This is a genomic window from bacterium (assembly GCA_029210545.1).
Taxonomy (GTDB): Bacteria; BMS3Abin14; BMS3Abin14; order BMS3Abin14; family BMS3Abin14; genus JARGFV01.
The window spans coordinates 1-23,528 of record JARGFV010000001.1; the positions used below are offsets into that span (position 1 = coordinate 1).

A 23,528-nucleotide genomic window follows, 5' to 3' on the forward strand; every position below is an offset into this window, starting at 1 on the left:
CTTACAAATCAATGACTTACGGAGCGAGTCATTGATTTGGGCGCCCCGCGCGGGGCGCGTTGATGGACTTTTTGCGAAGTCATCAATGTTTCTGTTTCAAGTTCTTATTCTTCCTTCATCCTTCTTCATTCACTTTTCGGTTTTTGAAATCGTCCTGTTTTCAAAAAGCTTATCACCTGATCTGCCGTCTCTTCATCGAACAGGATAAGGGTGTGGGTGCTCCTGATGACGACCATGTCCGATGCTCCGGACAGTTTCGTCTCTTCAACCGAAACGGTGCCATCGTCGTCGCCGGGGATGAGGGGGTTGTAGCCGCCCTCTGTACCCAGCCCTCCCGCGATGATGCCGAAGGGGCACGGCGGTAAGGGCAGTTTTTCGAAAAACTGGATGTTCTGGGCAGGCAATTCCTGGCCGGCGGGACCGAAGACCCACCGATAGATGTCCAGGTCATGGAGGCGCTGGGCCGCGAAGGATCCCCGGCTGGGCGGGGCGATCATGACCATCTTCCCCAGGTGTGGCAGCCCCCCCTCGAGGGCCTTGCGCGCCACCAGGTTTCCCATGCTGTGGGCAACGAAATGCACCGTGTCCTGACCTGCCAGAGCGTCCACCTTTTGCCGGACCTCCCGGGCCGCATCCTCGATGGAGACGCGGGTACTCGGATACCCGAGGTTGTAGACAGTGTAACCGGCGCCCTTGAGACGGGACTCCAGGAACTTCATGGACAAGGGGATGTTGGCGATGCCATGCAGCAGAAAAACCGTTTCCCCTGCCCATACTCTCCTGGAACTCGTGAGGACAAGCAAAATGATGAGGAGAACGATAAGTCTGCGGAAGCTGATAGCGCTCATTTGCATGGCAGGGAAAACGGTTTTTCTGCTGCAGTGGAAAGGTTAAAGTGGAAAGGGGAAAGGGGAAAGGGGGATCACCGTAAGACCTTCATTCCACCTTCCACCTTCCACATTCTACCTTCTATCTCTTTTTAAGCTTCAAATACTCCGCCACCTCGACGGCCTTGCCTTCCAGGGAAACCGGGGCGTTCCTGAGCTCATCCAGGGTGTTGACGCCGTACTCCGGCGGGAACGCGTCTTCGAAGTACATCCGCTGGAATTCGGAGAACTTGAGCTGGTGGGAGGTGGAATCCACGACAAAGGTGTCTCCTTCCCTGACCAGCCCCTGGTTTACCGCCTTCTTGAGACCGGCGATGGACTCTCCACCCTGGGTACAGACGACATGTCCGTGGCGGTTGGCGGTGAGCATCCCCTCCATGATCTCCCGCTCTGTGACCCTGACGGTGTAAAAGCGGTTATCGAAGTGCTCTTCCACCAGCTGCCTGACCTTGGGGAAGGAGACCGGGTCGCCGATCATGGCAGCCTGGGCGACACTCGGGGTGACTGACACCGGAGCGTATTTACCGGTCACGTTCCAGCGGTAGACCGGGTCGGCATGGTGGCTTTGGACGCCGATGATAGTGGGAAGCTGGTCCACGATACCGAGCCTGTGCAGGTCCAGAAACCCCTCCATCACGGCGGTGATGTTGCCGGCGTTGCCGATGGGGACCACGATAACGAGATCCGAAACTTTCCAGTCGAGCTGCTGGGCTACCTCGTATGAGTAGCTCTTCTGACCGTTGATGCGTACCGGGTTCTTGCTGTTTAACAGGAATACGTCGTACTTTTCCGTCAGCTCTTCCACGATACGCATGCAGTCGTCGAACACGCCTGGAAGCTCAATGACCGTAGCGCCGGAACCGAGGGGCTGTGACAGCTGCTGCGGGGTAACCTTGCCCTTGGGCAGGAGCACCACCGACTTCACCTTTCCCTTGGGCAGGTAGGAAAGGTAAAGGGCCGCGGCGGCCGAGGTGTCCCCTGTGCTGGCGCAGATCCCCAGAACCTGGTCGAGATCCCTCTTCTTGATAACGTGATTCAGGTAGCTGATGGCGCTGGCCATGCCCCGGTCCTTGAAGCTTGCCGAAGGGTTCAGCCCGTCATTCTTGACGTAGAAGGGAGAGCCCAGCCACCTGGTGAGATCATCGTTGGCCTTGACCATTGCCGTGTGGCCCTCCCCCAGGTAGATGACATCCTCGGGGGGGACGAAGGGCATGATGAGTTCGTGGAAGAGGAAGATCCCCGACAGGGCCGGTTCGTTGGAACGGCGCCGGCCGTCGAAGATCTCCCGCCACCGGGAACCGGGAGTCTTGCGAAGAGTGTCGAAGGTCCGGTCTACCAGCTTGAGCAGGGCTCCGCAGGCAGGGCAGGTGTAGTGAAACTCCTCGATGGGGTACTGCCCGGCGCAGCTGATGCAGGTATAGGCGAGGTCGCCGCGGTAGTTCGGTTTGGATATACAGCTCGATGGAGTTGTTTTTTTAGATGGCATATTCTTTTTCCCCGTGATGTCTGTTTGACCGATGGTCGATAATTTATAATTGTATCAAGGAAAGAAAGTAGTTTCTATATTCCGTGCTAGTTTCTACGTCGTACCAAAAAAACCGTTTGACTTGCCGACGAAGCGACGGAGCGACTTGACGAAAAAACATCAAGATATCTATTCACAGGGTGCAATTACAAGTTGACAGGGTGTTGTTGGTTTGATCTTCTCCCTCAGTCCCTCAGTCCCTCAGTCCCTCAGTCGCTCAGTCTGCTGAATGACTTCGGCTGATAAAGGTAGCTGACCATGAAACTGCTGCTTTTCTACATGCCATCCTTCTACTACTCGACCCACGCCAAGTCCCTCCCTTCCGCTCCCGATGTGCAGGAGGAAAGGGAGATCACCGGGTGCGTCGTGGCCCTCGTCCAGGCCGAGGAGGACGACCCCGGAAAGGGAAAGAAGGTCCTGGACAAGCTGCTCAAGAACGCCAAGTGGCTGTGCGGGAAGTTCCAGACGAAGAAGGTGGTCCTTCATTTCTTCTCCCACCTTTCGGAAAGCCGGGCCGACCCTGAATACGCACGGGACATCCTGGTGCGGGCCGCCGAACGGCTCGAGAGCGCCGGCTACGAGGCGCACCTGACCCCCTTCGGGTACTTCTGCGAGATGAAGCTGCACATCGGGGGGGAATCCCTGGCGAAGGTGTACAAGGAGTTCTGAAAGAGGCAGTGCGGAGCACGGGGAAGGCAGTCCCAGTCACAGACTCAGAACACTTTCCAATTTCCAATATTCCTTCTCACTTTTCCGCCGCAACGGTTCACTGTGAACCGCGAACCGTATACTGTTCACTTCCCTCCCCCTTGACCCCTACCACGCCCGTTGCTACTCTTTCCGGGTAACCGCACAATCCATCTCCCCATTGGAGGATCGAAATGACAGAGAAAAAGAAGAGCGAAAAGGAAACGCGGAAGGGCATCAACGAGGACGTGGAAAATTTTTTCAGGGATGTCTGGGGCAAGGTGGTTGAGTATGCCTCCCTCGGGGCTGAAGAAGCTTCCAAGGTGTCGATGACCGCAAAGACCCGCGTCGACATCGAAACGCTGAAGTTCAAGAGGGGCAAGGTCGTCAAGATGCTCGGAGAGCGATACTGGGACCTGGTGGAAAAGGATCCGGCCCTTACCGTCGCCGGGACAGGAGAGCTCCTCCGCCAGATCAAGTCCATCGACCGGGAGATCGCCCAGCTGGAAAACGAACTGACCCAGAAGGCTGAAAAAAGCGCGGCCAAAAAGGCAGCCTCCAAAAAAACAGCCGCCAAAAAACCGGCGCCCAAAAAGCCGTCTGCCAAAAAGGCTCCGGCCAGGAAGCCCGCGGCCAGAAAAACCCCGGCGAAAAAATCCGCAGCCAAAACTGCTGGCGGCAAAGAAGTGGCGAAATAGGAAGGTTCCTCAAGCCGGGGATGATCTGCTATCCCCGAAAATGGCCACTGACAGAGGCATGTTCGCAGGTTGACACCGCAAGGCATCGGGAGTATAAAAAACGTTCTCTAAAAATGTGGGGCTGTAGCTCAGCTGGGAGAGCGCTTGACTGGCAGTCAAGAGGTCGTCGGTTCGATCCCGATCAGCTCCACCACTTTAAAATGAAAACGACGCCTCTGGGCGTCGTTTATCATTTTAAAGTGTCACGGCGAAGCTGGTCCGACAGGCGTTAGCGAAGACGGACGAAATCCATAAGTCTGGTCTTTTTTATTTTTTGCCGCAGCGTAGTTACGCTCCAGGCGTTAATGAAGACGGGCACAATCTTCGGGTCCCGATTTCCTCTTTTCCCTCCCTCGCTTTCCCGGCCGCACATGTAATATACTCACGCCCAGGCCGGTTACTCTGTATTTCAGGGAAAGGCACGATGAAGTCAGGAAAAAATGACCCGTATCTCACACCCCCATATTGAAACTTTGATAAGCAGGCTGATCCCGCTCGTCATTTTCCTGGTGTGCGGAGGCCTCTATTTAAACACCCTTTATCCGGGTATCGGAGGCAGGATAAATTTCGGCGATTCGGTCAAATTCCAGTTCCTCACTCTTGTGGACGGGCTGCCACATTCGCCGGGGTTTCCACTGTATCTCATGCTTTCAAGAGCGGCGGGAAATACCTTCACCTTTTCCCCGCATCCGGAAAGGGTCGCTCTCCTGTCCGTACTTTTCGGGCTTCTGACCATTCTCCTGGTCTACTGTATAATTCGGAACCTCACATCCAGCATTGTCGCTTCCCTGACAGTACCCCTGATCCTGGCTTTTTCCTTCACCTTCTGGACCCAGGCTACCGAGGCGGAAATTTATACGCTCAACACCTTTTTTATTGCCGTCGTATGCTGGCTGTTCATCAGATATGAAAGAACCAGGCGGGCCTGTTACCTTTACGGTGGCTTGCTGTTGTACGCTGTCAGCTTTGGGAATCATCTTTCCATGATCGGTCTTCTCCCTGCCCTGCTGTATCTGATATGTTCAACCGATAAGCGCGTCTTTTTCAGTCGGAATTTTCTTTTTGTCGCCGTATTTTCCATTCTCCTGGGAATGTCCCAGTACCTGTACATCTGGAACATTGCCAACAGCCCCATGGCCTATTCCGAGTTCATAGGGCAAAATCCCTCTTTCAGCCGGTTTCTTCTTTATATTTCGGGGGCGCAATTTTATCAAAAAACGCTACCTTACGTCGGAACAGCGCTGTTGCTAAAGGGGCCTGCCCGCTTCATTGTCCAGATATTTCTTGAATTTGGCTATTTGGTACTCCCAGGTATTTTTTCATTGGGCCTCAGCCTCCGGAGGCGTGCCGGTCATGAAAGGAAACCGGTGGAACGTTTCCTTCTGTTGGCCTTCGCGGGGATGACTTTAGTTACGATCTTTTACGATATTTACGATTACCAGGTATACTTTTTGCCGTCCTTTCTCATATTTACTTTATTTTTGGGTAACCTCATTAACGATATCCCCAGCCGTAGTGTGAAAAATTTATACCTGTCATTTCTGGTGATACTTTCCACAACCCTGGCGGTCCATAACTATACTGATGTCAAGGTAAAGGATAATCCTCTTCAGGCAGAGCTCACCTGGATCTTTGATCATTTACCCGATCAGGCCCGTATCTTACTGTCACAACGTGGCTCCTTCTTCTATCATGGTTATTTGGGCGCACAGTATTTCAAGTTCTCCAGATGGAGCAATGGAGAGGATTGCACGATCCTCAGGAATGTTAGCCGGCATGACAAGGAACCTTTCTATTCGACGGCCAGGGATCTGGACCTGTGGGCCGGTTTCCTGAAAAACGGCACCCACACAGGGTCACTGGTTAAAAACAGCTGGATATCACTGTCCGAACTTCTTCAAAGCCTTACTGACCGTCAGCTTGCCGTCATCACCTCTACGGAGTTTGCTGAGACGATCCCGACTGAAAGTCAATCCCTCTTCAGGGGGTTGAATACCGGACTCCTTCAGGGGAAAGGGAGGTATCTGGGTCTATATGCTGACGGTTTGATGATCCTGGAGCGAAAGGATATCGAAACACCGTTCCAGATCCATTTCGCAAGTGGTTCGGAACTGGAGGGATTCCGGTTTAGCAGGGACTTTTCCGTTAACAGCTTCTCAACAACCATCGGGGAAGGGATAACGGTCGAAATAGGGGGCAGAAAACTGGTGACTCAAAAGGGAGGTCTTAATGTGTTCCTTTTAGACGAAAAGATGGAAGTATTTAATACTTATCGATTAAGTCCATATCTTCCTGGTATGGGCTTTCCGCAGACCGAGCCACCAATATACAAGGTCGAAATTCTGCACTCGGTTGACAATGAAAACTGATAATCACCGGTTATCATTTTCGAAATAAGGACGGGATTCAACTTTTACCTTGGCGGCTGGCGAAAGATCTGTTAACCGCAAACCACCTGCCGCGGACCAGATCAAAAATGACATGGCCCTTTGGAATCAGCCTGCCACCTTCCATGGCAGCGTAAAGGTTACCGAAGTCCCCTCTCCCGCGGTACTCTTGATCTCGACGGTTCCCTGGTGGCTGCGGACGATCCGGTTGACGGAAGCCAGGCCCACCCCGGTACCGGGGATATCTTCGACGGATGGGCCCCGCGTAAAGGGACGGAAGATATTGGGGAGGTAGTCGGATGGGATCCCCATTCCGTTGTCCGCCACGATAAACCGGTGAACCATCCGGCCGGAGCTTTCAGTAGGCTCGTAATCCACGGTAACGCGGGGTTCGGCCTGGTTTCCCATGAACTTGAGGGCGTTGGAAAACAGGTTGGTAAAGATAAGCATAAGATGCCCGGGGTACCCGATGAAGTGGGGGACACCCTGGGGAAGGTCGACCCGGACCGGGGAGGTCCCCTCCACAAAGCCGGCCTCCACGAGAGCCTGCCCGATGACCTGTTCCGGGTTCACCTCGACGGCCTCATCCTTCTCCTGCCCGAGGGAGACCCTGAAAACGTCCAGCAGGTCGTCGAACCTCCGGGATGTCTCCTTCGTTTTCCGGAAAATAATCTCGGCGAAATTGATCTTCTCCTCGACACTCAGCTTCTCTGCCTTCTTCATGAGCAGTGACGCGTATCCGCCAATGGTGGCCAGAGGGCTGCGCAGGTCGTGGGAGATGACCGACAGGAGCTCCTCGAGGTCCTGGTTCTGCTGCTGGAGGCGGACGTTGCTGTCCCTGAGCGCTCCGATGAGCCTGGTGTTTTCAAGGGCTATCCCCAGCTGGGATCCCAGGGTGACGAGGAACTCCATGTCCTCCTGGTTAAGAGAGTGAGGCGCTTGAGTGGTGACTGAAAGGACTCCGATAGCCCTGTCGCGGGACAGAAGGGGGATGAGCCCCAGGGACCTGGACCCGACCTCGTAATGGACGGCCTGTGGATCAGCGGATACGTCCTCGATGAGGATCGCCCCTTTCTCACGGACCACTCTCCCCTCCAGGCAATCTTCCCAGGACGTCTCAATGTGATAGCGGTCCATCTCCTGGTAGGGAATATTGTAGCCCTCGAGAAGGGCAAGCTGTCCGGTGACGGAGTCGAGGAGGATCAGAAAGGCGTTTTTTACGGGCAGGAGGTCGGCTACGGCCTGCATGGCTTCCCGGGCCAGCTGGCGCGTGTCCCCGTAAACGCTGATGCGGGCGGCGATGCTGGCAAGGGCTCCGAGCCGGTCGTTGCGGGAGCGCAGGGTGTCAAGGGCTGACTGGTAGGGGGACAGGTCGGCGATCGTCCCCAGGACGATATCTGAACCGCCTCCAGGGTCGTGGAAGGTGGTTGTGGTCACCTGGCCGAGGAGTTCCTCTCCTTTGCCGGATCGAACATGGACGGTTCCCTGCCAGCTGCCCGGGTCGATCGTGCCGATGCCGGGTGCCGCATCGGACCAGAGTGTGGACGCGGGCTGCCCCATGCACTCTTCCAGCGAATATCCGATGAGGGATTCCATTGCCGGGTTAATGAAGGTGAGCTTTCCCTCCGTGTCGGCAAGATAGCATGGGACCGGGCTGCCTTTAAGCAGGGACAGGTTGATGTGGTAGCAGTATTCATCTGCTCTGTTCAATGTCATGACCTTACTCTGCGCCTTTCGGTTCGGAGGCCGGGTTCGGGTGCGACGGCCTTTAGCGATTATCGTTCCCGGTTCCTTGTCTGTAAAGACCCAAACCCGGGAACCTGTCGGAGACTCCCTGAAAGGTTCCCGGGTGTCGTATGCCGGAAAGTAATGAAAAATGGCCTATGGCCATCAACAATTCCGGTTTGCGGATCTGGAGTGGCAACAACCAGGTGCGCATTAACCGGAAGACCCACGAATACTTTCTCCCTCCTCCCTCCTCCCTTTTACCTGCTTTTTCACACCAGGGACACTGGACTTGTAAAGGGACCGATGGTACTTTTGTTAGACCGTATACCTTGCTGATTACCGGAGGGTCCCATGTCATTTTCAACGTATTTCAGAATGCTTCCCCTTTTATCCATATCCCTGCTGCTGGCTGCCGGGTGCGCCACTCCCATTCCCCCGAGCTACAGCATGTCCGGGCAGCAACCTGACCTTCCGGGTCCCATCGCCGCCCTCGCCGCCGGAGACGGCCAGGTGGCGGCCGCCAACCCCGACGGCGTCTTCCTCAAGGCGGAGGGCAAAGGGTGGGAGCGCCTGGAGATCCCCGGCCTGAAGGATCCAGGCAAGGTGACGTGTCTCGCTTTTCAGGAAAACAGTCTCTTCGTGGGGACCGACGGGGAGGGGCTGCACATCCTTTCAGACGGTCAGTGGGAGGTGGTCAGCCGCAAATACTCCGGACTCCCCGGTGACGGTGTGCTCTCCCTGGCCGTTGACGGCAAGGACGACGACTTTCCCGGGACCTCCCTGTGGGTGGGCACCCGGGACGGGTTTGCGGTCCTGAGGGAGGGCACGTGGATCATGTACAGTCCGGAGGAAAAATGGCTGGATTCGCTGTCCGGGGAAAACATGGCAGAGGATGAGGCGGAGGTCTATCTGGGCCTGGGTTACGACCTTGTCCGTGGGTCCAGGATGGCGGACCTTTTCACCCCCCCCGTCACCGCTGTCGCCGTGGGGCCCGACCGGGTGGTCTTCGCCAACAACAAATCCCGCCTGGCCGTGGTGGGCGGCGGTTCGGTGGCTGTTGTGCACTTCTACGATGACCGGGCAGTCCGGTCCATCGTTGTCGACGAGAATGTTATCTGGGCCGGCACCGACAGAGGGCTGTTATGGGGAGGGGTCTCCGGGAAAGCCGCCGGCAGGCCCTGGCCCACCAACTATCCACAGGCCCAGTGGGGCGGGAGCCTTTCGGGGACAAGGGACACGCGGCCCTTCGAATACCGCTGGTTCCAGGTGGGGTACAGCACCGCAAACGTCAGCGACCTGGTCCGGGACGGAACTGCCCTTTGGGTGGCCCACACCGGCGGGAGCGGGCCTGGTCTTGACACCGTTCCGGCGGGCGGTACCAGGAGAGGGGCCGACCTCACCGATCCCATTATCGATCTGAGGCGCTACCTCAATATCGGGGAGTACATCGTGCGCAGGGAAAAGCCTGTTTTCGAGAGTTACGGGATGGACGACGGACTTAAGGGAGACACTCTGGCCGTTGCGCCGGTCCCTGAAAGGCGGGAAGTCTGGGTGGGAACAGAGCGGGGCCTTTACCGTTTTCAACGCCCCGGTCAGCGGCCGTAATAAACCGAATGCGGATTTCGGGCTGACCATCACCCTTGACGGGATAACGCACTTGCTGGTTTAATACGAAATTGAACTGAATTGGAAAAACTCCTTCAAAGAAGGTATTTATGAAAGGCCCGGAAGTGCTCGAAAAAGTTCTCGCGGGGAACCGGCGGTTCGTGACGGGGAAAAACAGAGCCCTGGGCGACCCGGTGAACCTCGGGGAAATGGTCCAGACTCAAAGCCCCATAGCGGCGGTCCTCAGCTGTTCGGATGCCCGTGTCCCCCCCCATCACGTGCTCGACAAGAAGATCGGAGAGATCTTCGTGGTGAGGGTTGCCGGCAAGGTGCCGGGTCCAAGCGTCATCGGCAGCCTTGAATATGCTGTTGCCCAGCTGAAGGTGCCTCTCCTTCTCGTGCTCGGGCACGAGGGGTGCGGTGCCGTCAAGGCGGCCATGGAGGGCGGCGCCGAGGGCGTCCTGGGCGAACTCGTAAAGGAGATCGAACTGGCGGTAAGGTCTGTCCTCGAGGAATCGGAAAATCACGAGGATGCCTTTTCCGAGGCAGTCAAGGCCAACACCCGGCAAACCATGAGAAAACTGATGGAACGGTCACCGGTTATCTCCGATGCGGTCCGCAACGGGGATCTCATCCTGGCGGGGGCGATCTATTCCCTCGAGACGGGGGAAGTCACTGTCCTGCCTGAGAAAGGTCGGGTGCTGTGAGCCGTCTGAAGAGAGGGTCCCTGCAGTTCCTGCAGAACCTTGCGGCGTCCGTCTTTATCGGTATCGCCGTATATGGTGCCATCATCTACTGGGGCGGGGAGACGAACCAGAAGGTGCCAATGTGGGAATCGCTCTCTTTAGGAGCGCTGGCCGTGATCTGCGTCTGGGTCCTCGTTTACATCGGCGGGGTTCAGGACCGGATGGCTGCCCGTAAAGACAAAGAGTAAAAGCGGATCGTGAGTGATCTGAAGAAGCTTTTTCGCAAGGAGCACCCCTTCATCACAGAACCGGGCAGCTGGATCCTGGCTGGCCACAGCATGTCGGGAGATCCGCTGGATCGCGTGCCCGTACAGGGGCGTATCCAGATCACCCACGAGGAGGGGAAGATCGTCAATCTTGGCGAGATGGGTTTCGTGTCCCGGTCGAACCCCGTGAAGTTCCAGACGTCCTATGAGCTGACCCCTGCTGAGGACGAGCTGGCCCTGGATTTTTTCCAGGCCAACGACGCGGTCGGGGACCTGAAGGGCCGTTTGGTGGCATTCGACGACAGGCTTGTCAGCAGTTACACTTCCGGGGATGGAAGCCTGACCGGATTCGAGGTTTTTTTCAGGACCGGTGACAATCGGTACGCGGTCACCGGGACCCTGTTGAGTGGAGGTAAGATCATCAGCCTGTGGAAACTGGACATGGTCCGGCCCGCGGCTGAGGAGGCTCGGAAGGATAGCGAGCAGACCGGCGGGGAATGAGATGGAGGCCCTGGAGGTTCTCTCCCTGCCGGCGGGAAGAATAAACACGGAGGATCTGAGCATGATCGGTAAACGGATAGCAGTCTGGGTGCTGGCAGGAGCGGTCCTGGTCACCCTGGGGATGCCGGGGATAGTCAAAGCCGACCCCGTGGCGGAGGCCCAGCAGCTCCAGGAGGGCGGCGATATCACCGGCGCCTACGAACTCCTCAAAAAGGCCAGCGCCGACCTGAGTGACCAACTTAAAAAGAACAAGGCTGAGTTGAAAACACAGGTTTCAGCCCTGTCGGGTGTCAAGAGCCAGGAAAAGATGGACGAGATCAGGAAAAAGAACGATGTTCTTCTGGCCGAGCGCAAAGAGCTCAAAGCTCAGCAGGACAAGGTGGACGGGGCCATGAGCCAGATGACCTCCATCCTCGATTACGCGCCCTACCGGGAAAAGGATACCGCGGAAGCTTACGCCCAGTTCATCGAGAAGTTTCCGGAGAGTCCCAACGTTGAAGAGGCTGCAACAAGGATGTATGAACTCCAGTTCACACCCTACGAGGAGGCAGCCACCACGGAAGGTTACGAGGAGTTCATCTCAAGGTATCCTGATAACCCCAACGTTCCCAAGGCCCAGGAGCTTCTGGGGGCGGCCGTCTTCAACCAGTTCAAGGACCAGGGTACGGCCGAGGCCATGCAGGCGTTCATCAACGAATACCCCGGCAGTCCCCACGTGGCGGAGGCAGAGGTCCTGATGGTCCAGCTGCAGTATTCTCCCTACAAGGAGCTGGATACCGCTGAAGGGTACGCCGAGTTCATTGCGGCCTATCCGGAAAACCCCAGCGTTGCCGAGGCTCAGGCGAGGATGGAGGAACTCCAGTTCCTTCCCTACAAGGAGCAGGACAGCATCGACGGTTACACTGAATTCCTGGCTCTTTATCCGGACAACCCCGCCGCGGAGGAGGCTGCAACGAAGCTTGGCGACCTGCAGTACGCTCCCTACAAGGAGCAGAACACGGCTTCAGGTTACGCGGAATTCCTGGCCCGGTATCCGGAAAGCTCCTTTTCAGGGGAAGCGGCCGAGAGGATGAACTATCTCCAGTTCGTGGTCTACCAGGAGATGAACACTATCGACGGGTACGAAGAGTTCATCACCAGCTATCCTGAGAACAGCCACGTCGAGGAAGCCAGTTACCTTATCGAGGATCTCGAGTACGCTCCCTACCAGGAGGCCGGCACCATCGAGTCTCTCGAGGAGTTCATCGAGATGTTCCCCACGAACCGCCACGTCCAGGATGCCCGGACCGCCATAGAAGAAAAAGAAGCAGCCTCCCTTTCAGCTGAAGGTGCGGAGGACCAGCCCGCCGGGGAAGGTGAAGGGTCAGCTCCCGCCCAAGAGGCTCCGGCCGGGGGGGGAGAACCCCCGGCTGAAGAGGCGCCACCTGAAAGTTGATGACTTTTCGCGAGGTCATCAATCTTGAATTGCCGAGTTGAGTCTTTCCAGGAACTCGGCGATTATCCTCGCTGTCAAACCCCAGACCGGTTGATCATCCACCGGGTAGACAGGCGGAGGCAGGTTGAAGGGGTTGTGTCCGGGCATGACCTCCCTCTGCAGGTGGCCGATCGTCGTGATGTGGGTTCCCTGGACCTCCTTTGGGTCGGGAACAAGGGTGCAGGGCCAGGGAATGATCCCGACATAGGGTTTGACCACAAGCCCCGAAACGACGGTGGGCCTCAGGCTCAGTTCACCGATGATCCTGACCTCTCCGGGATCGAAGCCAAGTTCCTCCTCACTCTCCCGGAGTGCTGTCCGAAGCAGGTCCCCCCCATCTCCCGGGTTTGTCATTCCTCCCGGAAAACCCATCTGCCCGCTGTGCGGACCCCCGTCGCTTGATCTGTGGATCAGCAGCACTCCCGTGTCGCCGCGTCTTTCGAAAAGGGGAACCAGCACCGCTGAATTGGCCGCCAGACCGATGGGAAGGGGCTTGTCGAGGAAAGGGTCCGTACGGAGGGCCTTTTTGATAGCGTCAAGCATCCGAACATTGTACCGGGAGGCTGCCTGACCGTCACGGGAAAAGGCGACAGAAGCTTCTTAATGCCTGCCTGCATGGTGTCTACTTCAAGATTATATTATTTTTTCCGGCGGGAAGGGAGTTGACGGAAAGCGTGGAACAGTTTAGCTATCAGCTGTCAGCTGGCGGCTTTCCGTTCAACCTCATGCACAGGAAAAAATAATGAAAGTACTCATCACAGACACCATCGACCAGGAAGGGATCGACATCCTCACGGCCGAGGAGGGGATGGAAGTTGTCGAAGACTATTCCCTTAAGGGGAGCGGTCTGGCGGGGGCCATCGGTCCGTACCATGCCCTCATCACCAGGAGTGGGACCAATGTAACCGCCGACGTCATCGACAAGGCCGACAACCTCAAGGTCATCGGCCGGGCCGGCGTGGGTGTCGACAACGTGGATATCGAGGCGGCATCCAGGAGGGGGATCATTGTCATGAACGCCCCCACGGGCAACACCCTGGCGGCCACCGAACACACCCTCGCCATGATGCTTGCCGCTGTCCGAAAGCTGCCCTTTGCCCACAACTCCCTTGAAGGGGGCCAGTGGGACCGGAAGAAGTTCGTAGGGATCCAGCTCTACAAGAGAACACTGGGGATCGTGGGACTGGGACGTATCGGCAGCGAAGTGGCCAAGAGGGCGACTTCCTTCGGTATGAGGATCGTCGCTTACGACCCATACATCAAGCGGGAAAAAGCCGAAAAGATCGGTGTCGAGCTCGTGGACAATATTGAAGACCTCCTGGCTGTGTCCGACATCGTCACTTTCCACGTACCGCTCACCGACGAGACCACGAGCATGATCGGGACAAGGGAAGTGGCGCTCATGAAGGACCGTGTCGTCCTCGTCAACTGCGCCCGCGGCGGCATCATCGCCGAATCGGTCCTGGCGGACGCGTTAAAGAGCGGGAAGGTTTACATGGCCGCCGTGGACGTCTTTGCCGAAGAGCCCCTGCCGGCCGACTCACCGCTCCACGGCCTTCCAAACCTCATTGTCACACCGCACCTCGGCGCCAACACCGAGGAGGCCCAGAAGAACGTTTCCGTCATCATCGCCCAGCAGGTCGTCAATGTGCTGAAAGGGCGCTCCTATGAGAACGCCGTCAACCTGCCCTACGTCCGCGGAAAACTGGCCCCCGAACTTCAGGCCTATTTCGACCTGGCCGAGAAGATGGGGCGACTTTTGTCCCAGTTTACCATCGGGCGGATCGAGGAGGTCCAGGTCACCCTTGTGGGGCCCCTTTTCGCGGAGGACGTTACGGAAAAGGTCTTCGACTGCCCCTTCAGATACCAGCCTTATACATTCGCCATGCTCAAGGGCCTTATCGAGCTCAGGCAGCAGGAGGGGGCCACCTACATCAGCGCCCCGTACTATGCCCGTGAGCGGGGGATGTCCATCGTGGAGGCCAAGGCGGACAGGGTCAAGAACTACAGCGATCTCATCACCGTCAGGGTCATCACAGACCGGGGTGCCAACACGATGGAGGGAACCGTGTTCGCGGATCTCAAGGGACGGATCATCACCATCGACCAGTTCCGGGTGGACCTGGTAGCGGAAGGCACCTTCCTCTTCTTCTCCAACCAGGACAGGCCTGGCGTGATCGGCAAGGTGGGGACGATCCTGGGCGACAACCGGATCAACGTGGCGGGGTTCAACCTGGGCAGGGAGAGTTACCAGGGAAGCGCCCTGGGGTTCGTGTCGCTCGACAGCAGGATCCCGGAGGGGGTGTTGGAGGAGATCAGAGGGTTACCCGAAATATTAGAGGCTAGAGAAATTATCCTTTAAGGGGTTTTGGCATAAAGGTCCGATTAATCGATTGTACAACTGATAGACTAAACGACATTAAGAATGGGAGACGATACGACTGAGCGACTGAACGAGAAAAGCAAGGGAACTAGTGACAAAGCCCTTCTCGCTCCGTCGCTTCGGCGTACAGTCGTCAAGTCGAACGGTTTATGCTCAAAGCTGAAAGCTGCTATATTTCCCCAAAGGAGGTCAACCATGAAGATAAGACTCTTTGCCTTGTTTTTAATACTAGGACTTGGACTGGGTCCAGGCCTGATCTTCCCTTCCCCCGCTCACGCTATCGTGGAGATCGGGGCCGGGTTCGGGCTCGTCTCCTTCGACGATGACCTTGACTGGGTGGACACGGATATGGGGACCACCCTGGAGGGGACCTTCGGGTCCGGCGGCATCCGGCTCATGGTCGCCATCCAGAATAGCTCCCACGACCATGGGGACTACGAGGCTGTCATGGGCGGGCCCGCGTGGGTCATGGACCTGGGAGGGTTCTCCAGCCGGATCTACGCCCTCATCTCGGCACACGAGTTCGAGAATGTCGATGGCGCTGGGGTGACCCTGGGCGGCGGAATCGGCTGGCCCATCTTCCCGGCCGCGAGCCTGGGATTCGACGCCCACATAAGCCGGTGGGAGGGGGACGGCTACGATGTTGGGACAGGAACGCTTCAAATGCTTTTCAGAATAGGGTTCTGAAAAGCGATCCAAAAATTCAACATTCAACTTTGATGACTTCGCAAAAAGTCATCAACGCCCCCCGCGCGGGGCGCCCAAATCAATGACTCACTCCGTAAGTCATTGATTTGTAAGGAAAGGGAAAACGACGCTTTTCCCTTTCCCCAGGACATTAATGAGCCAGGAAAAGTCCCGGATTGGACTTTTTGCGACTCTATCAACCTTGATGGACCCGCAATTAGTCACGCTGCGGTTTTTTCTGGTAGTTGGTTACCAATGTACGATTGACGTATCATTTTTCTGAAATCGTCCATAGTTGACGACAACAGCTCTTTGACAGCATCAATAAGTCCCAAAACAAGCTGAGAATGGGGTAAATAAGGCCCGTTGTCTTGGATTTTCCTGTTTCTGAACGTAGCGGCGCGCAGGATGTTGACACCTGTGGCCTTCAGGAAAACCGAGCAGGTCTCCTTGTCGAAGGCGGCGCTGTGGCGCTCCTTCTTGTGTTTGGTTCTCAACGGCGCATGGCCTTGAGGACAGGAGGTGACCTTCCCTCTCTTGGCCAGGGTGAAATCGGTGAGGCTTACACTCTTGTCCTTGCCGGGCTCCGGCCCCTTGACGGGCGAGACGACCTCGACGCTCATCTCGCTCGCTGCCTTCTCGACGTTCTCGTCGCCCCCATAGAGGGTGTCGGCCAGAACCTCCTCGGGACCCAGGTCCCGGTTCTTCGTATCCTCGATGAAGGGGATCAGGGCCTTGGCGTCACTCTTGTTGGCGGGTTCGACCGATATGTGGGTTATCAGGGAAGGCTGGCTCTTCTCCTCGCTGTTCTCGTAGGTCTCGGCGACCTGTACCTGGTAGCCCTTGCCCTTGTGCCCACTGTAGCCGGCGTCAGGGTCGGAAGGGCTTTGCAGGGAGTCGGAGGGAACGTCACGGTTGGGTTTGACCGAGGCCTTCCTCTTACCGGTCTCCCCGTCATCCTCGACAATGCACTGTTCCTTGAGAAGCCTCACCAGAAGCTGGTAGCTGGTCATGGAGGATATGCCGGGAAGTTTGCGGAACCGATCCACCAGGTAAAACAGGTCATTGGCCAGAGTCTCAAGGGTCCTGGATGACTCGGACGGCTTGACCATGGAAAAAGCCGACTCGCCCTTTTTGGACATGTAACGGTCGGTCAGTTCCTTGTCCAGAACATCAAACAGACCCTTGTGGTGACGCTTCAGGTTGCGCAGGAACTTCTTGATAGTGGCGACAAACAGGCCGACGCGGCCCAGATGACGCATGTTCGACTGTATGTGTACCGAGTCGATGCGCTGCTTGCTGGTGTCGACATTGAACACCACGGCAAGCTTGGCGGTCACGGACTCGAACAGGGGAAGGTAGAGGTTGTGTTCGGTAAGGATCTTCCGTATGCTCCACAGTGTTTTGGGACTGACATAGGCCTCCTCATCCGACTCACCGGTGATATTCAAGGCGTAATGCCACTTTTTGTTGAAAGTAAACTGGTCAACCGCATCGTCATCGGTCAGATCGTGCATCTGCTGGAGGATCATCAGGCCCAGCATGGCGTATAGCTCCTTGGTGGGACGACCTTGAAGCTCGCTGTAGTGTAGGAGGAGCTTTTGAACCGGCAGTTCAGGAAGGACCTCCTCCCTGAACAGATGAGCCCAGGAGCTCTCCAGAAGCTTGCGGCGCCTGGGGCCTAAATGCTCGAAAGGATCGAACATGTCGAGGGTTTTGTAGTCTTTGGTATGGAACATGGCAACTCCTCGCAACTCATTGATTTCGTTGGCATATTCCACCATAAACCACGCCCCGTTAAAAGGAAAAACAACCTTTTATCCATGGTTTTCAAATAGTTGGAAGAATGATACTTTTTGCGATGCCGTCAATATTCAGCCTGTGCGGCTTTTGACGTAGTCGGCGATGAGGTCCTCAATATCCCCTGGAAGATCGACGAAGGCAATACCAGCACCCGTGAGCAGTGCCCGCTCAGCCGTGTTCGAGTTCCACCTGACCACTCCCCTGACCACCATACTGTCATCTACCGGAGGCACGGAGAAGGTGAGCTCGACATTCTTTCCTACTTCCGGGACCGGCTCAATGGCAACATACACACCCAGGACGGAGATGTTGAGGATCCTGCAGACATGGCCCTTCGATCCGATGTTCACGATACAGCCTATGTCCGTGGGTACCCTTGGCTGTTTTCGAGCGGTTATTCCGAGCACCTTGATTTTTCTCATTCTGATTTCCCCCAACCCCGGGATCGCGATCGAATTCGGGGTTTATGAAAAAACCTTGTTGACGATGCACGTTACGTTAACCGAGGGAACTTCCCGCAACAACCCAGCAAGGTGTGGGAATGATAACCAATAAGGAGATCATGAACCTTCTTCCGGAAATGCTGCTGGAGATCGTCGATACCGGATCCGAGCAGCTCATCGTCTGGGCCAACGACAAGGCACTGGGCCGATATGGTTCAGGAATCATCGACAGCCGCATAACTAACCTTGTCCCTCCCATGAAGTGGGCGGAAATTTACACCACGCTTTTCAGGAGCGGGAAGGTCGAGGATGTCAGGTTCCGAAACGATGAGGGTGTATTTGAATTCTCGGGTTTCTACATCAGGATGGACAAGGCCGGGATGCAGGGACGCATCCAGCTGATCATGCGGGACATCACGGAGGAGGTGATGCTCGCCACCACGGATTCGCTGACGGGCATCTACAACCGGAGGCACATCAACGAAAATTCGTGAACTGTGAGCCTGCCCTTTTACTTTCCACTCGACCTTCCTTTTCCCTTTTCCCCTTTTCCCCCCTTCCACGCCCATTGCAGGTGGGCCTTTTCCCGGCTCAACCCTTGCATACATCATTTTTCAGGAAAGGTGCGAAACCTGAAAGGAGGAGGCAATGAAATGGGTCCTGGTGATCGAGGCGTCTGAGATGGACAGGGAATACCTGGAGAGGGTGATCGGCAGGCTGGGGTATCAGATCTACTCCGCGATCAGCGGTGAGGAAGCCATCCACTTCATGAACCAGAGCCTGCCCCACGCCCTCGTCGTGGGAGAACGGATCCCGGATTGCGATCCCCTGGATCTGGGCCGGACGATCAGGAAGGACCGTATCCTTTCGGGCCCTCCCATGCTCCTCATGAGTTCCAGAAAGGACCACCTGTTTAATGAAAAAGCCCGGCAGGCGGGGTTCGCCGAGATCGTGCACCGGCCCATGTCCATCCGGAAGTTCTTTACCAGCCTTGAACTGTGCCTCTCCAACAACCGCAGGATCTATATCCGCGCTCCCATGGCCATTCCCGTCCTGTTGAGGAGCGCCGCCTCAAAGCTGTCCCTGACGACCCACAATTTTGGGGAAGGAGGCATGTATATCCAGACAGTGAACCCGCTGCCTTCCGGGACCGAGGTAGATCTTGATTTCAACCTTCCCGGACTTCGCAACAGTTTCAGTTTCCGGAGCCAGGTAATGCACACCCAGTCAAGGGGCACAGACGAACTGCCCGCCGGGATGGGGCTCAGGTTCCTGGATATCAAACCGGCTATCGAGACGATCTTCAGAATCTTCATGGAGAACTTCCTGGCCAAACGGATGGCAGCGTGATGTTACAGGGTCGCAAAAATGTCCAGGCGGGACTACTGTTAACCGCCAAAGTCCGTGCGGGCCTTCGGCTCAAGGGAAGGCGAAAAGCGTCGTTTCCGCCTTCCTCACCGAGACTGCTGATAATCACCGACATGTTTGCCGGTCACTGATCTATGCGCCCCGCGCGGGGCGCATAGATGGACTTTCTGCATGTCCATCAACTTTGCAGACCCGCCCGGTGTTGCGGACCGTGCCCGCACACGAAAGTGGGCAACTGTACACTTTTGTGTGCAGCGAACCAGGGGATCGGCCTGAGCAAAGTGAAAAGTGATGGAAGGACCGTTCCTGGTTCCCGGGTATAAGGCTCCAGGTCCAGGAACCAGTCACGACCTTCTCCTTTCTCCTTTCTCCTTTCTCCTTTCTGCCTTCTCTCACACCCTGGCCAACCCGACAGTCCTTTCAAACCGTAGGCTGGCTAAATAAGGTTATCGTGATTAACTGTTATCAAGTTCTTATTGCGGGGCCGCTCCATTTAGCACGGCCCCCCCCGGGCGAGAGGCTGTCATCATGAAAAAGTCCCTCCTTTTCTTCCTTGCTGTCTTCGCCCTGATCCAGATATCGGCCCGAGCTGCTGAACCTGTCCGGATCGGCCTGACCCTCGGGCTCACGGGAAAGTACACCGAGATGTCGGCCATGCAGATGAAAGGGTACCGGTTATGGAAAAAGCAGGTGAACGACCGGGGCGGGATTGCCGGCCGACCTGTAGAACTTATCATCCGGGACGACGGGAGCGACGGCCCGGCCGCGGCCGGCCTGTATGAGGAGATGATGGGGAGCCGCAAAGTAGACCTCGTCTTCGGGCCCTACGCCAGCGCCATCACCGCTGCCATCCTCCCCGCAGCCGAACGGCACGGCTACCCCGTCCTGGTAGGCGGCGCGTTCTCGGACCAGCCTTGGTCCCAGGGGCGCCGCAATGTTTTCGGGGTTTACACACCGGCGAGCCGGTACACCGTGGGGTTTCTGGAAATGCTGGTGGCCAGCGGCGTCGACCGCCTGGCTATCCTGGCCACTGATGATGTTTTCTCACAGAGCGCTGCCGATGGTGCCGCCAAATGGGCCGGGCGCTACGGACTTGAGGTCGTTTACCGGGAAACGTTCCCCAAGGACAAGCAGGAACTCGACGACGAGATCGGCCGGGCCCGGGAATCCGGCGCCAGCCTCCTGATCATGTGCGGTCATCTCCAGGAGGCCGTCTCGGGCAGGGAAGCCCTGTCCCGCGCCGGGTGGCAACCCGCCGCCTATTACGCCACCGTAGGACCGGTGCTGCAAGAATACGCGGACCGGCTCGGTCCGCTGGCCGAGGGGACATTCTCGTCCTCGCAGTGGGAACCCGACCCGGACCTGGATTTCCCGGGATCACGCCAGTTCCTGGAGGAGTTCACGGCCACCTACTCAACGGCGCCGTCCTACCACGCCGCCACCGCTTTCGCAACAGGGACCATCCTCGAACAGGCCGTCCACAGGGCAGGGGGTATCGACCGGGAAAAACTCACCGAAGCGCTGTTCACCCTGGATACCATGAGCATCATCGGCCGGTATGGCGTCGATCGCACGGGGATGCAGATCCGTCAGTTCCCCGTGATCACCCAGTGGCAGGAAGGACGCAAAGAGATCACCTGGCCCGAGGAGATCAAGACCGCAGACCCCGTATTCGGACGGACGGATCATGATTAACATGCGCCGTTTCACCAGCAGCCTGAACTTCCGGATCACCCTGCCGGTGGTCCTGCTGGTGTTCTTCATGTGGCTGGGACTCAACATGTCGGTGTTCAGAGCCGTGGATGAGTTCCAGACAAGCAGGATCGCGGAGGACATGGAGTGGGCATCCCGGTTCACCTACAACATTATCAACAAGGACTTTTACGACCTGACCCTCTCGGAGGGCCGTGGTAAAGAAAGGCACCTGAGGATCGTCCAGGGGAGGTCCTTTGGCGCCCTGGAGGAGTTCGCCAGGCAGAAGGGATTTGTCGCGGCCGTCTACTCCCATGAAAAGGAACGCCTCCTGCTTGACGGCAGCCTGCCCCTGAAGTTCATCCAGGCTATTCAGCGCAAGCACCAGGAAAATCACCTAGGGCTGGTTTCCAACGACGGTCGGGAATATTACCTTTATCATTTCGAGTTCGAACCGTGGGGCTGGCGCATCTTCCTGCTCAAGGAGGTGGCCTCCTACGCGGCCTTCGTAAGCAAGGAGCGCAGTATCCAGGTGGGCACGGGCGTGGTCGTCCTGCTGGCCGCTTTCCTTCTGTACTTTTCGCTACGGTGGAACATCCACCGGCCCATCCGGCAGATCATCGACTCCCTGGCATGGCAGACGCCCCCCCGGTACACGGGCGTGGGCGAGTTCGAGTACCTGAGTGCCCGCATCGGGTCCATGGTGTCGTCCCTGGAAGAGAGGGAGCAGTTCCTGGCAAGCGTGTTCGACAGCATCCAGGACGGGATCAGCATCCTGGATGCCGACCTGAACGTCGTGCGCGTCAACAGGACCATGGAGAAATGGTATTCACATATCCCTTCCCTGGTGGGGAAAAAGTGCTACGAGGTCTACCACGGCAGGGAGGCCGTGTGCGACAACTGCCCTTCAATAAGGACCATGGAAACGGGGAGCATGGCGGTGGAGCTGGTCCCCAGGATCGGCGCCGACGGGGAGATAACCGGGTGGCTGGAGCTGCACACCTTCCCACTCCTCGACCGGCAAACCGGGGTCCAGGAAGGAGTCATCGAGTATGTCCGGGACGTCACAAAGCAAAGAGCCACAGCAGGAGCCCTGGAGGAGACCAGGGAGCGGTTCCAGGTCGCCTTTCATGCCGGCCCGGACCCCATGGTCATCGTCAGGCTGTCGGACCGGACCGTGGTGGACGTGAACACGGGGTTTGTGGAGAGCACCGGATACGCCGCTGACCAGGTGGTTGGCAAACGTTCCGAGGAAACCCCCTACTGGAAGGACGACGAGAGCAGGGACCGCCTTTACGACGCGATACGGGACCATGGACTGGCGGACAACATGGAGATGGAGTTCAGGCTCGTCTCAGGCGAGCTCAGGCCCGGCCTGCTTTCGGCCAGGATCATGGCCCTGGCCGGCGAACCCCACCTGCTGGTCCTGGTCAAGGACATTTCCCAGCTCAAAAACGCTGAAGCGCGGCTGAAAAATTCCCTGAGCGAAAAAGAGGTCCTGCTCAAGGAGATCCATCACCGGGTCAAGAACAACCTCCAGGTCATCTCCGGGCTCCTCAACCTCCAGGCCCACCACATCAGCGATCCGGTGGGCCGATCGATCTACAAGGAAAGCCAGAACCGGGTCATCACCATGGCGCTGATCCATGAGGATCTTTACCGGTCGGCCGACCTGTCCAGCGTGAACCTCGAAGGCTATATCAAGAATCTGGCGGAGAACCTGTTCAGATCCTACCAGGTCGGCCATGGCCGGGTGAAGCTGGAGCTCGACGTGGAGCACACCGAGATGGTGGTGGATACGGCTATCCCGTGCGGGCTTATCATGAACGAGCTCATCTCCAACGCCCTCAAACACGCGTTCCCGGGTGACCGCGCCGGCACATTGACCGTCCGGTTCCGTTCAACAAGTGAAAGGCAATATTACCTCGAGGTATCCGACGATGGCGTCGGTCTGCCGCCGGGAATGGACTTTGCCGACACCACGACCCTGGGGATGCAGCTGGTGAAGGTGATCGTGGAGCAGCTCGCCGGCACAATGGAGATCGACGGGGATCATGGGACGACGTTCAGGATATCCTTTGCCGAATACCTGGAGGCGGGCACCGTCCTGTATTGAGGGATTTTAGTTCACGGTTCGCGGTTCACAGCCAAGGCTTTCGATCTCATCCGACCCGTCAACTAGGAATCTGTCGGAGAACCTCCCTGTTTTTAACAGGGAGGGCACAGACTCCTAGCTGGAGTTTGTCGGAACATATTTTTTTGAGTCTTTTTTTATATAATACCTTGTGTTAACAATGACTTGCAATCTTCACCCGCAACTTTGACAGGGTCGCAAAAAGTCCAATCCGGGACTTTTCGCTCCACGGAAAGGGAAAAGCGTCATTTTCCCTTTCCTCACGGATCGCTGACATGATTTCCGGTCATCGATCCGGGCGCCCTTCCCAAGCGCGGCTAGTCATTGATTTGGGCGCCCCGCGCGGGGCGCGTTGATGACTTTTTGCGGGTCCATCAACTTTATCACCTGTTGATCTGAAGGCAAAAAGCATTAGAAAAGTCGTTCCGACAAACTTTTACGCAGCGTGTCAGGGTTTTCCGACACGCTGCTAGCGTGACGAAGACGGACCTGTCACGCCATAGCTCGTAGAGCGACAGCGGAAGCCATTAGCGAC

Annotated in this window: 20 protein-coding genes and 1 tRNA gene; 15 read left to right on the plus strand and 6 right to left on the minus strand. The window is 56.9% G+C overall.

Annotated elements, in window-relative coordinates; translation table 11 throughout:
* Window positions 1-125 precede the first annotated feature (125 nt).
* Window positions 126-848, minus strand: a complete 723-nt coding sequence (locus P1S46_00005; GenBank protein ID MDF1534868.1) for an alpha/beta fold hydrolase — start codon at window positions 846-848, stop codon at window positions 126-128.
* Window positions 849-969: 121 nt separating this feature from the next.
* Window positions 970-2,373 (minus strand): threonine synthase, encoded by a 1,404-nt coding sequence (gene thrC, locus P1S46_00010; GenBank protein ID MDF1534869.1) that lies wholly within the window; start codon window positions 2,371-2,373, stop codon window positions 970-972.
* Between the two features lie 297 nt (window positions 2,374-2,670).
* Between thrC and P1S46_00015 the strand changes: the two genes are divergently transcribed.
* From P1S46_00015 to P1S46_00030, 4 genes are all read left to right on the plus strand, one after another.
* Entirely contained in the window at window positions 2,671-3,081 is a 411-nt protein-coding gene (locus tag P1S46_00015; GenBank protein ID MDF1534870.1) for a threonyl-tRNA synthetase editing domain-containing protein, read from the plus strand.
* A gap of 212 nt (window positions 3,082-3,293) precedes the next feature.
* The gene (locus tag P1S46_00020; protein ID MDF1534871.1) at window positions 3,294-3,797 is read left to right on the plus strand and encodes a hypothetical protein; all 504 of its coding nucleotides are present in this window, start codon (window positions 3,294-3,296) and stop codon (window positions 3,795-3,797) included.
* A gap of 117 nt (window positions 3,798-3,914) precedes the next feature.
* A tRNA-Ala gene (locus tag P1S46_00025) sits at window positions 3,915-3,990 on the plus strand.
* 286 nt (window positions 3,991-4,276) lie between these two features.
* Window positions 4,277-6,205: a DUF2723 domain-containing protein gene (locus P1S46_00030; protein MDF1534872.1), complete on the plus strand. Its 1,929-nt coding sequence runs from the start codon at window positions 4,277-4,279 to the stop codon at window positions 6,203-6,205.
* A gap of 126 nt (window positions 6,206-6,331) precedes the next feature.
* On the opposite strand, the gene P1S46_00035 is transcribed toward P1S46_00030, so the two are convergent.
* Entirely contained in the window at window positions 6,332-7,939 is a 1,608-nt protein-coding gene (locus P1S46_00035; GenBank protein MDF1534873.1) for an ATP-binding protein, read from the minus strand.
* A 363-nt stretch (window positions 7,940-8,302) separates the two neighbouring features.
* On the opposite strand from P1S46_00035, the gene P1S46_00040 reads away from it, so the two are divergent.
* From P1S46_00040 to P1S46_00060, 5 genes are all read left to right on the plus strand, one after another.
* A complete protein-coding gene (locus tag P1S46_00040; GenBank protein ID MDF1534874.1) occupies window positions 8,303-9,556 on the plus strand; it encodes a hypothetical protein in 1,254 nt (417 codons plus the stop codon).
* Between the two features lie 110 nt (window positions 9,557-9,666).
* Window positions 9,667-10,263, plus strand: a complete 597-nt coding sequence (locus P1S46_00045) for a carbonic anhydrase (GenBank protein ID MDF1534875.1) — start codon at window positions 9,667-9,669, stop codon at window positions 10,261-10,263.
* Complete coding sequence (locus P1S46_00050; protein ID MDF1534876.1) at window positions 10,260-10,490, plus strand: hypothetical protein; 231 nt, start codon at window positions 10,260-10,262, stop codon at window positions 10,488-10,490. Before P1S46_00045 ends, P1S46_00050 begins: the two co-directional genes overlap by 4 nt.
* 9 nt (window positions 10,491-10,499) lie before the next feature.
* On the plus strand, window positions 10,500-11,009 hold the full coding sequence (locus P1S46_00055; protein ID MDF1534877.1) for a hypothetical protein: 510 nt from the start codon (window positions 10,500-10,502) through the stop codon (window positions 11,007-11,009).
* A 1-nt stretch (window position 11,010) separates the two neighbouring features.
* Window positions 11,011-12,444, plus strand: a complete 1,434-nt coding sequence (locus P1S46_00060; GenBank protein ID MDF1534878.1) for a hypothetical protein — start codon at window positions 11,011-11,013, stop codon at window positions 12,442-12,444.
* Between the two features lie 18 nt (window positions 12,445-12,462).
* Here P1S46_00060 and P1S46_00065 read toward each other — a convergent pair whose 3' ends face one another.
* Entirely contained in the window at window positions 12,463-13,026 is a 564-nt protein-coding gene (locus P1S46_00065) for a CoA pyrophosphatase (GenBank protein ID MDF1534879.1), read from the minus strand.
* 199 nt (window positions 13,027-13,225) lie between these two features.
* On the opposite strand from P1S46_00065, the gene serA reads away from it, so the two are divergent.
* Together serA and P1S46_00075 are read left to right on the plus strand one after the other, a co-directional pair.
* Window positions 13,226-14,845, plus strand: coding sequence for a phosphoglycerate dehydrogenase (serA, locus tag P1S46_00070; protein ID MDF1534880.1), 1,620 nt, complete (start codon window positions 13,226-13,228; stop codon window positions 14,843-14,845).
* 216 nt (window positions 14,846-15,061) lie between these two features.
* Entirely contained in the window at window positions 15,062-15,553 is a 492-nt protein-coding gene (locus tag P1S46_00075; GenBank protein MDF1534881.1) for a hypothetical protein, read from the plus strand.
* A gap of 221 nt (window positions 15,554-15,774) precedes the next feature.
* Here P1S46_00075 and P1S46_00080 read toward each other — a convergent pair whose 3' ends face one another.
* Together P1S46_00080 and P1S46_00085 are read right to left on the minus strand one after the other, a co-directional pair.
* On the minus strand, window positions 15,775-17,292 hold the full coding sequence (locus P1S46_00080) for a transposase (protein MDF1534882.1): 1,518 nt from the start codon (window positions 17,290-17,292) through the stop codon (window positions 15,775-15,777).
* Between the two features lie 135 nt (window positions 17,293-17,427).
* Window positions 17,428-17,778: a PilZ domain-containing protein gene (locus P1S46_00085; GenBank protein MDF1534883.1), complete on the minus strand. Its 351-nt coding sequence runs from the start codon at window positions 17,776-17,778 to the stop codon at window positions 17,428-17,430.
* 119 nt (window positions 17,779-17,897) lie between these two features.
* Between P1S46_00085 and P1S46_00090 the strand changes: the two genes are divergently transcribed.
* The 4 genes from P1S46_00090 (at window position 17,898) to P1S46_00105 (ending at window position 22,975) form a co-directional block, all read left to right on the plus strand.
* Window positions 17,898-18,293 (plus strand): hypothetical protein, encoded by a 396-nt coding sequence (locus P1S46_00090; protein MDF1534884.1) that lies wholly within the window; start codon window positions 17,898-17,900, stop codon window positions 18,291-18,293.
* A 154-nt stretch (window positions 18,294-18,447) separates the two neighbouring features.
* Window positions 18,448-19,149 carry a PilZ domain-containing protein gene (locus tag P1S46_00095; protein MDF1534885.1) on the plus strand — a complete coding sequence of 234 codons (702 nt, stop codon included), beginning with the start codon at window positions 18,448-18,450 and terminating at the stop codon, window positions 19,147-19,149.
* Between the two features lie 546 nt (window positions 19,150-19,695).
* Window positions 19,696-20,862, plus strand: coding sequence for an amino acid ABC transporter substrate-binding protein (locus tag P1S46_00100; protein ID MDF1534886.1), 1,167 nt, complete (start codon window positions 19,696-19,698; stop codon window positions 20,860-20,862).
* Window positions 20,855-22,975, plus strand: a complete 2,121-nt coding sequence (locus tag P1S46_00105; GenBank protein ID MDF1534887.1) for a histidine kinase dimerization/phosphoacceptor domain -containing protein — start codon at window positions 20,855-20,857, stop codon at window positions 22,973-22,975. The genes P1S46_00100 and P1S46_00105 overlap by 8 nt, the downstream gene beginning before the upstream one ends.
* Window positions 22,976-23,528 lie beyond the last annotated feature (553 nt).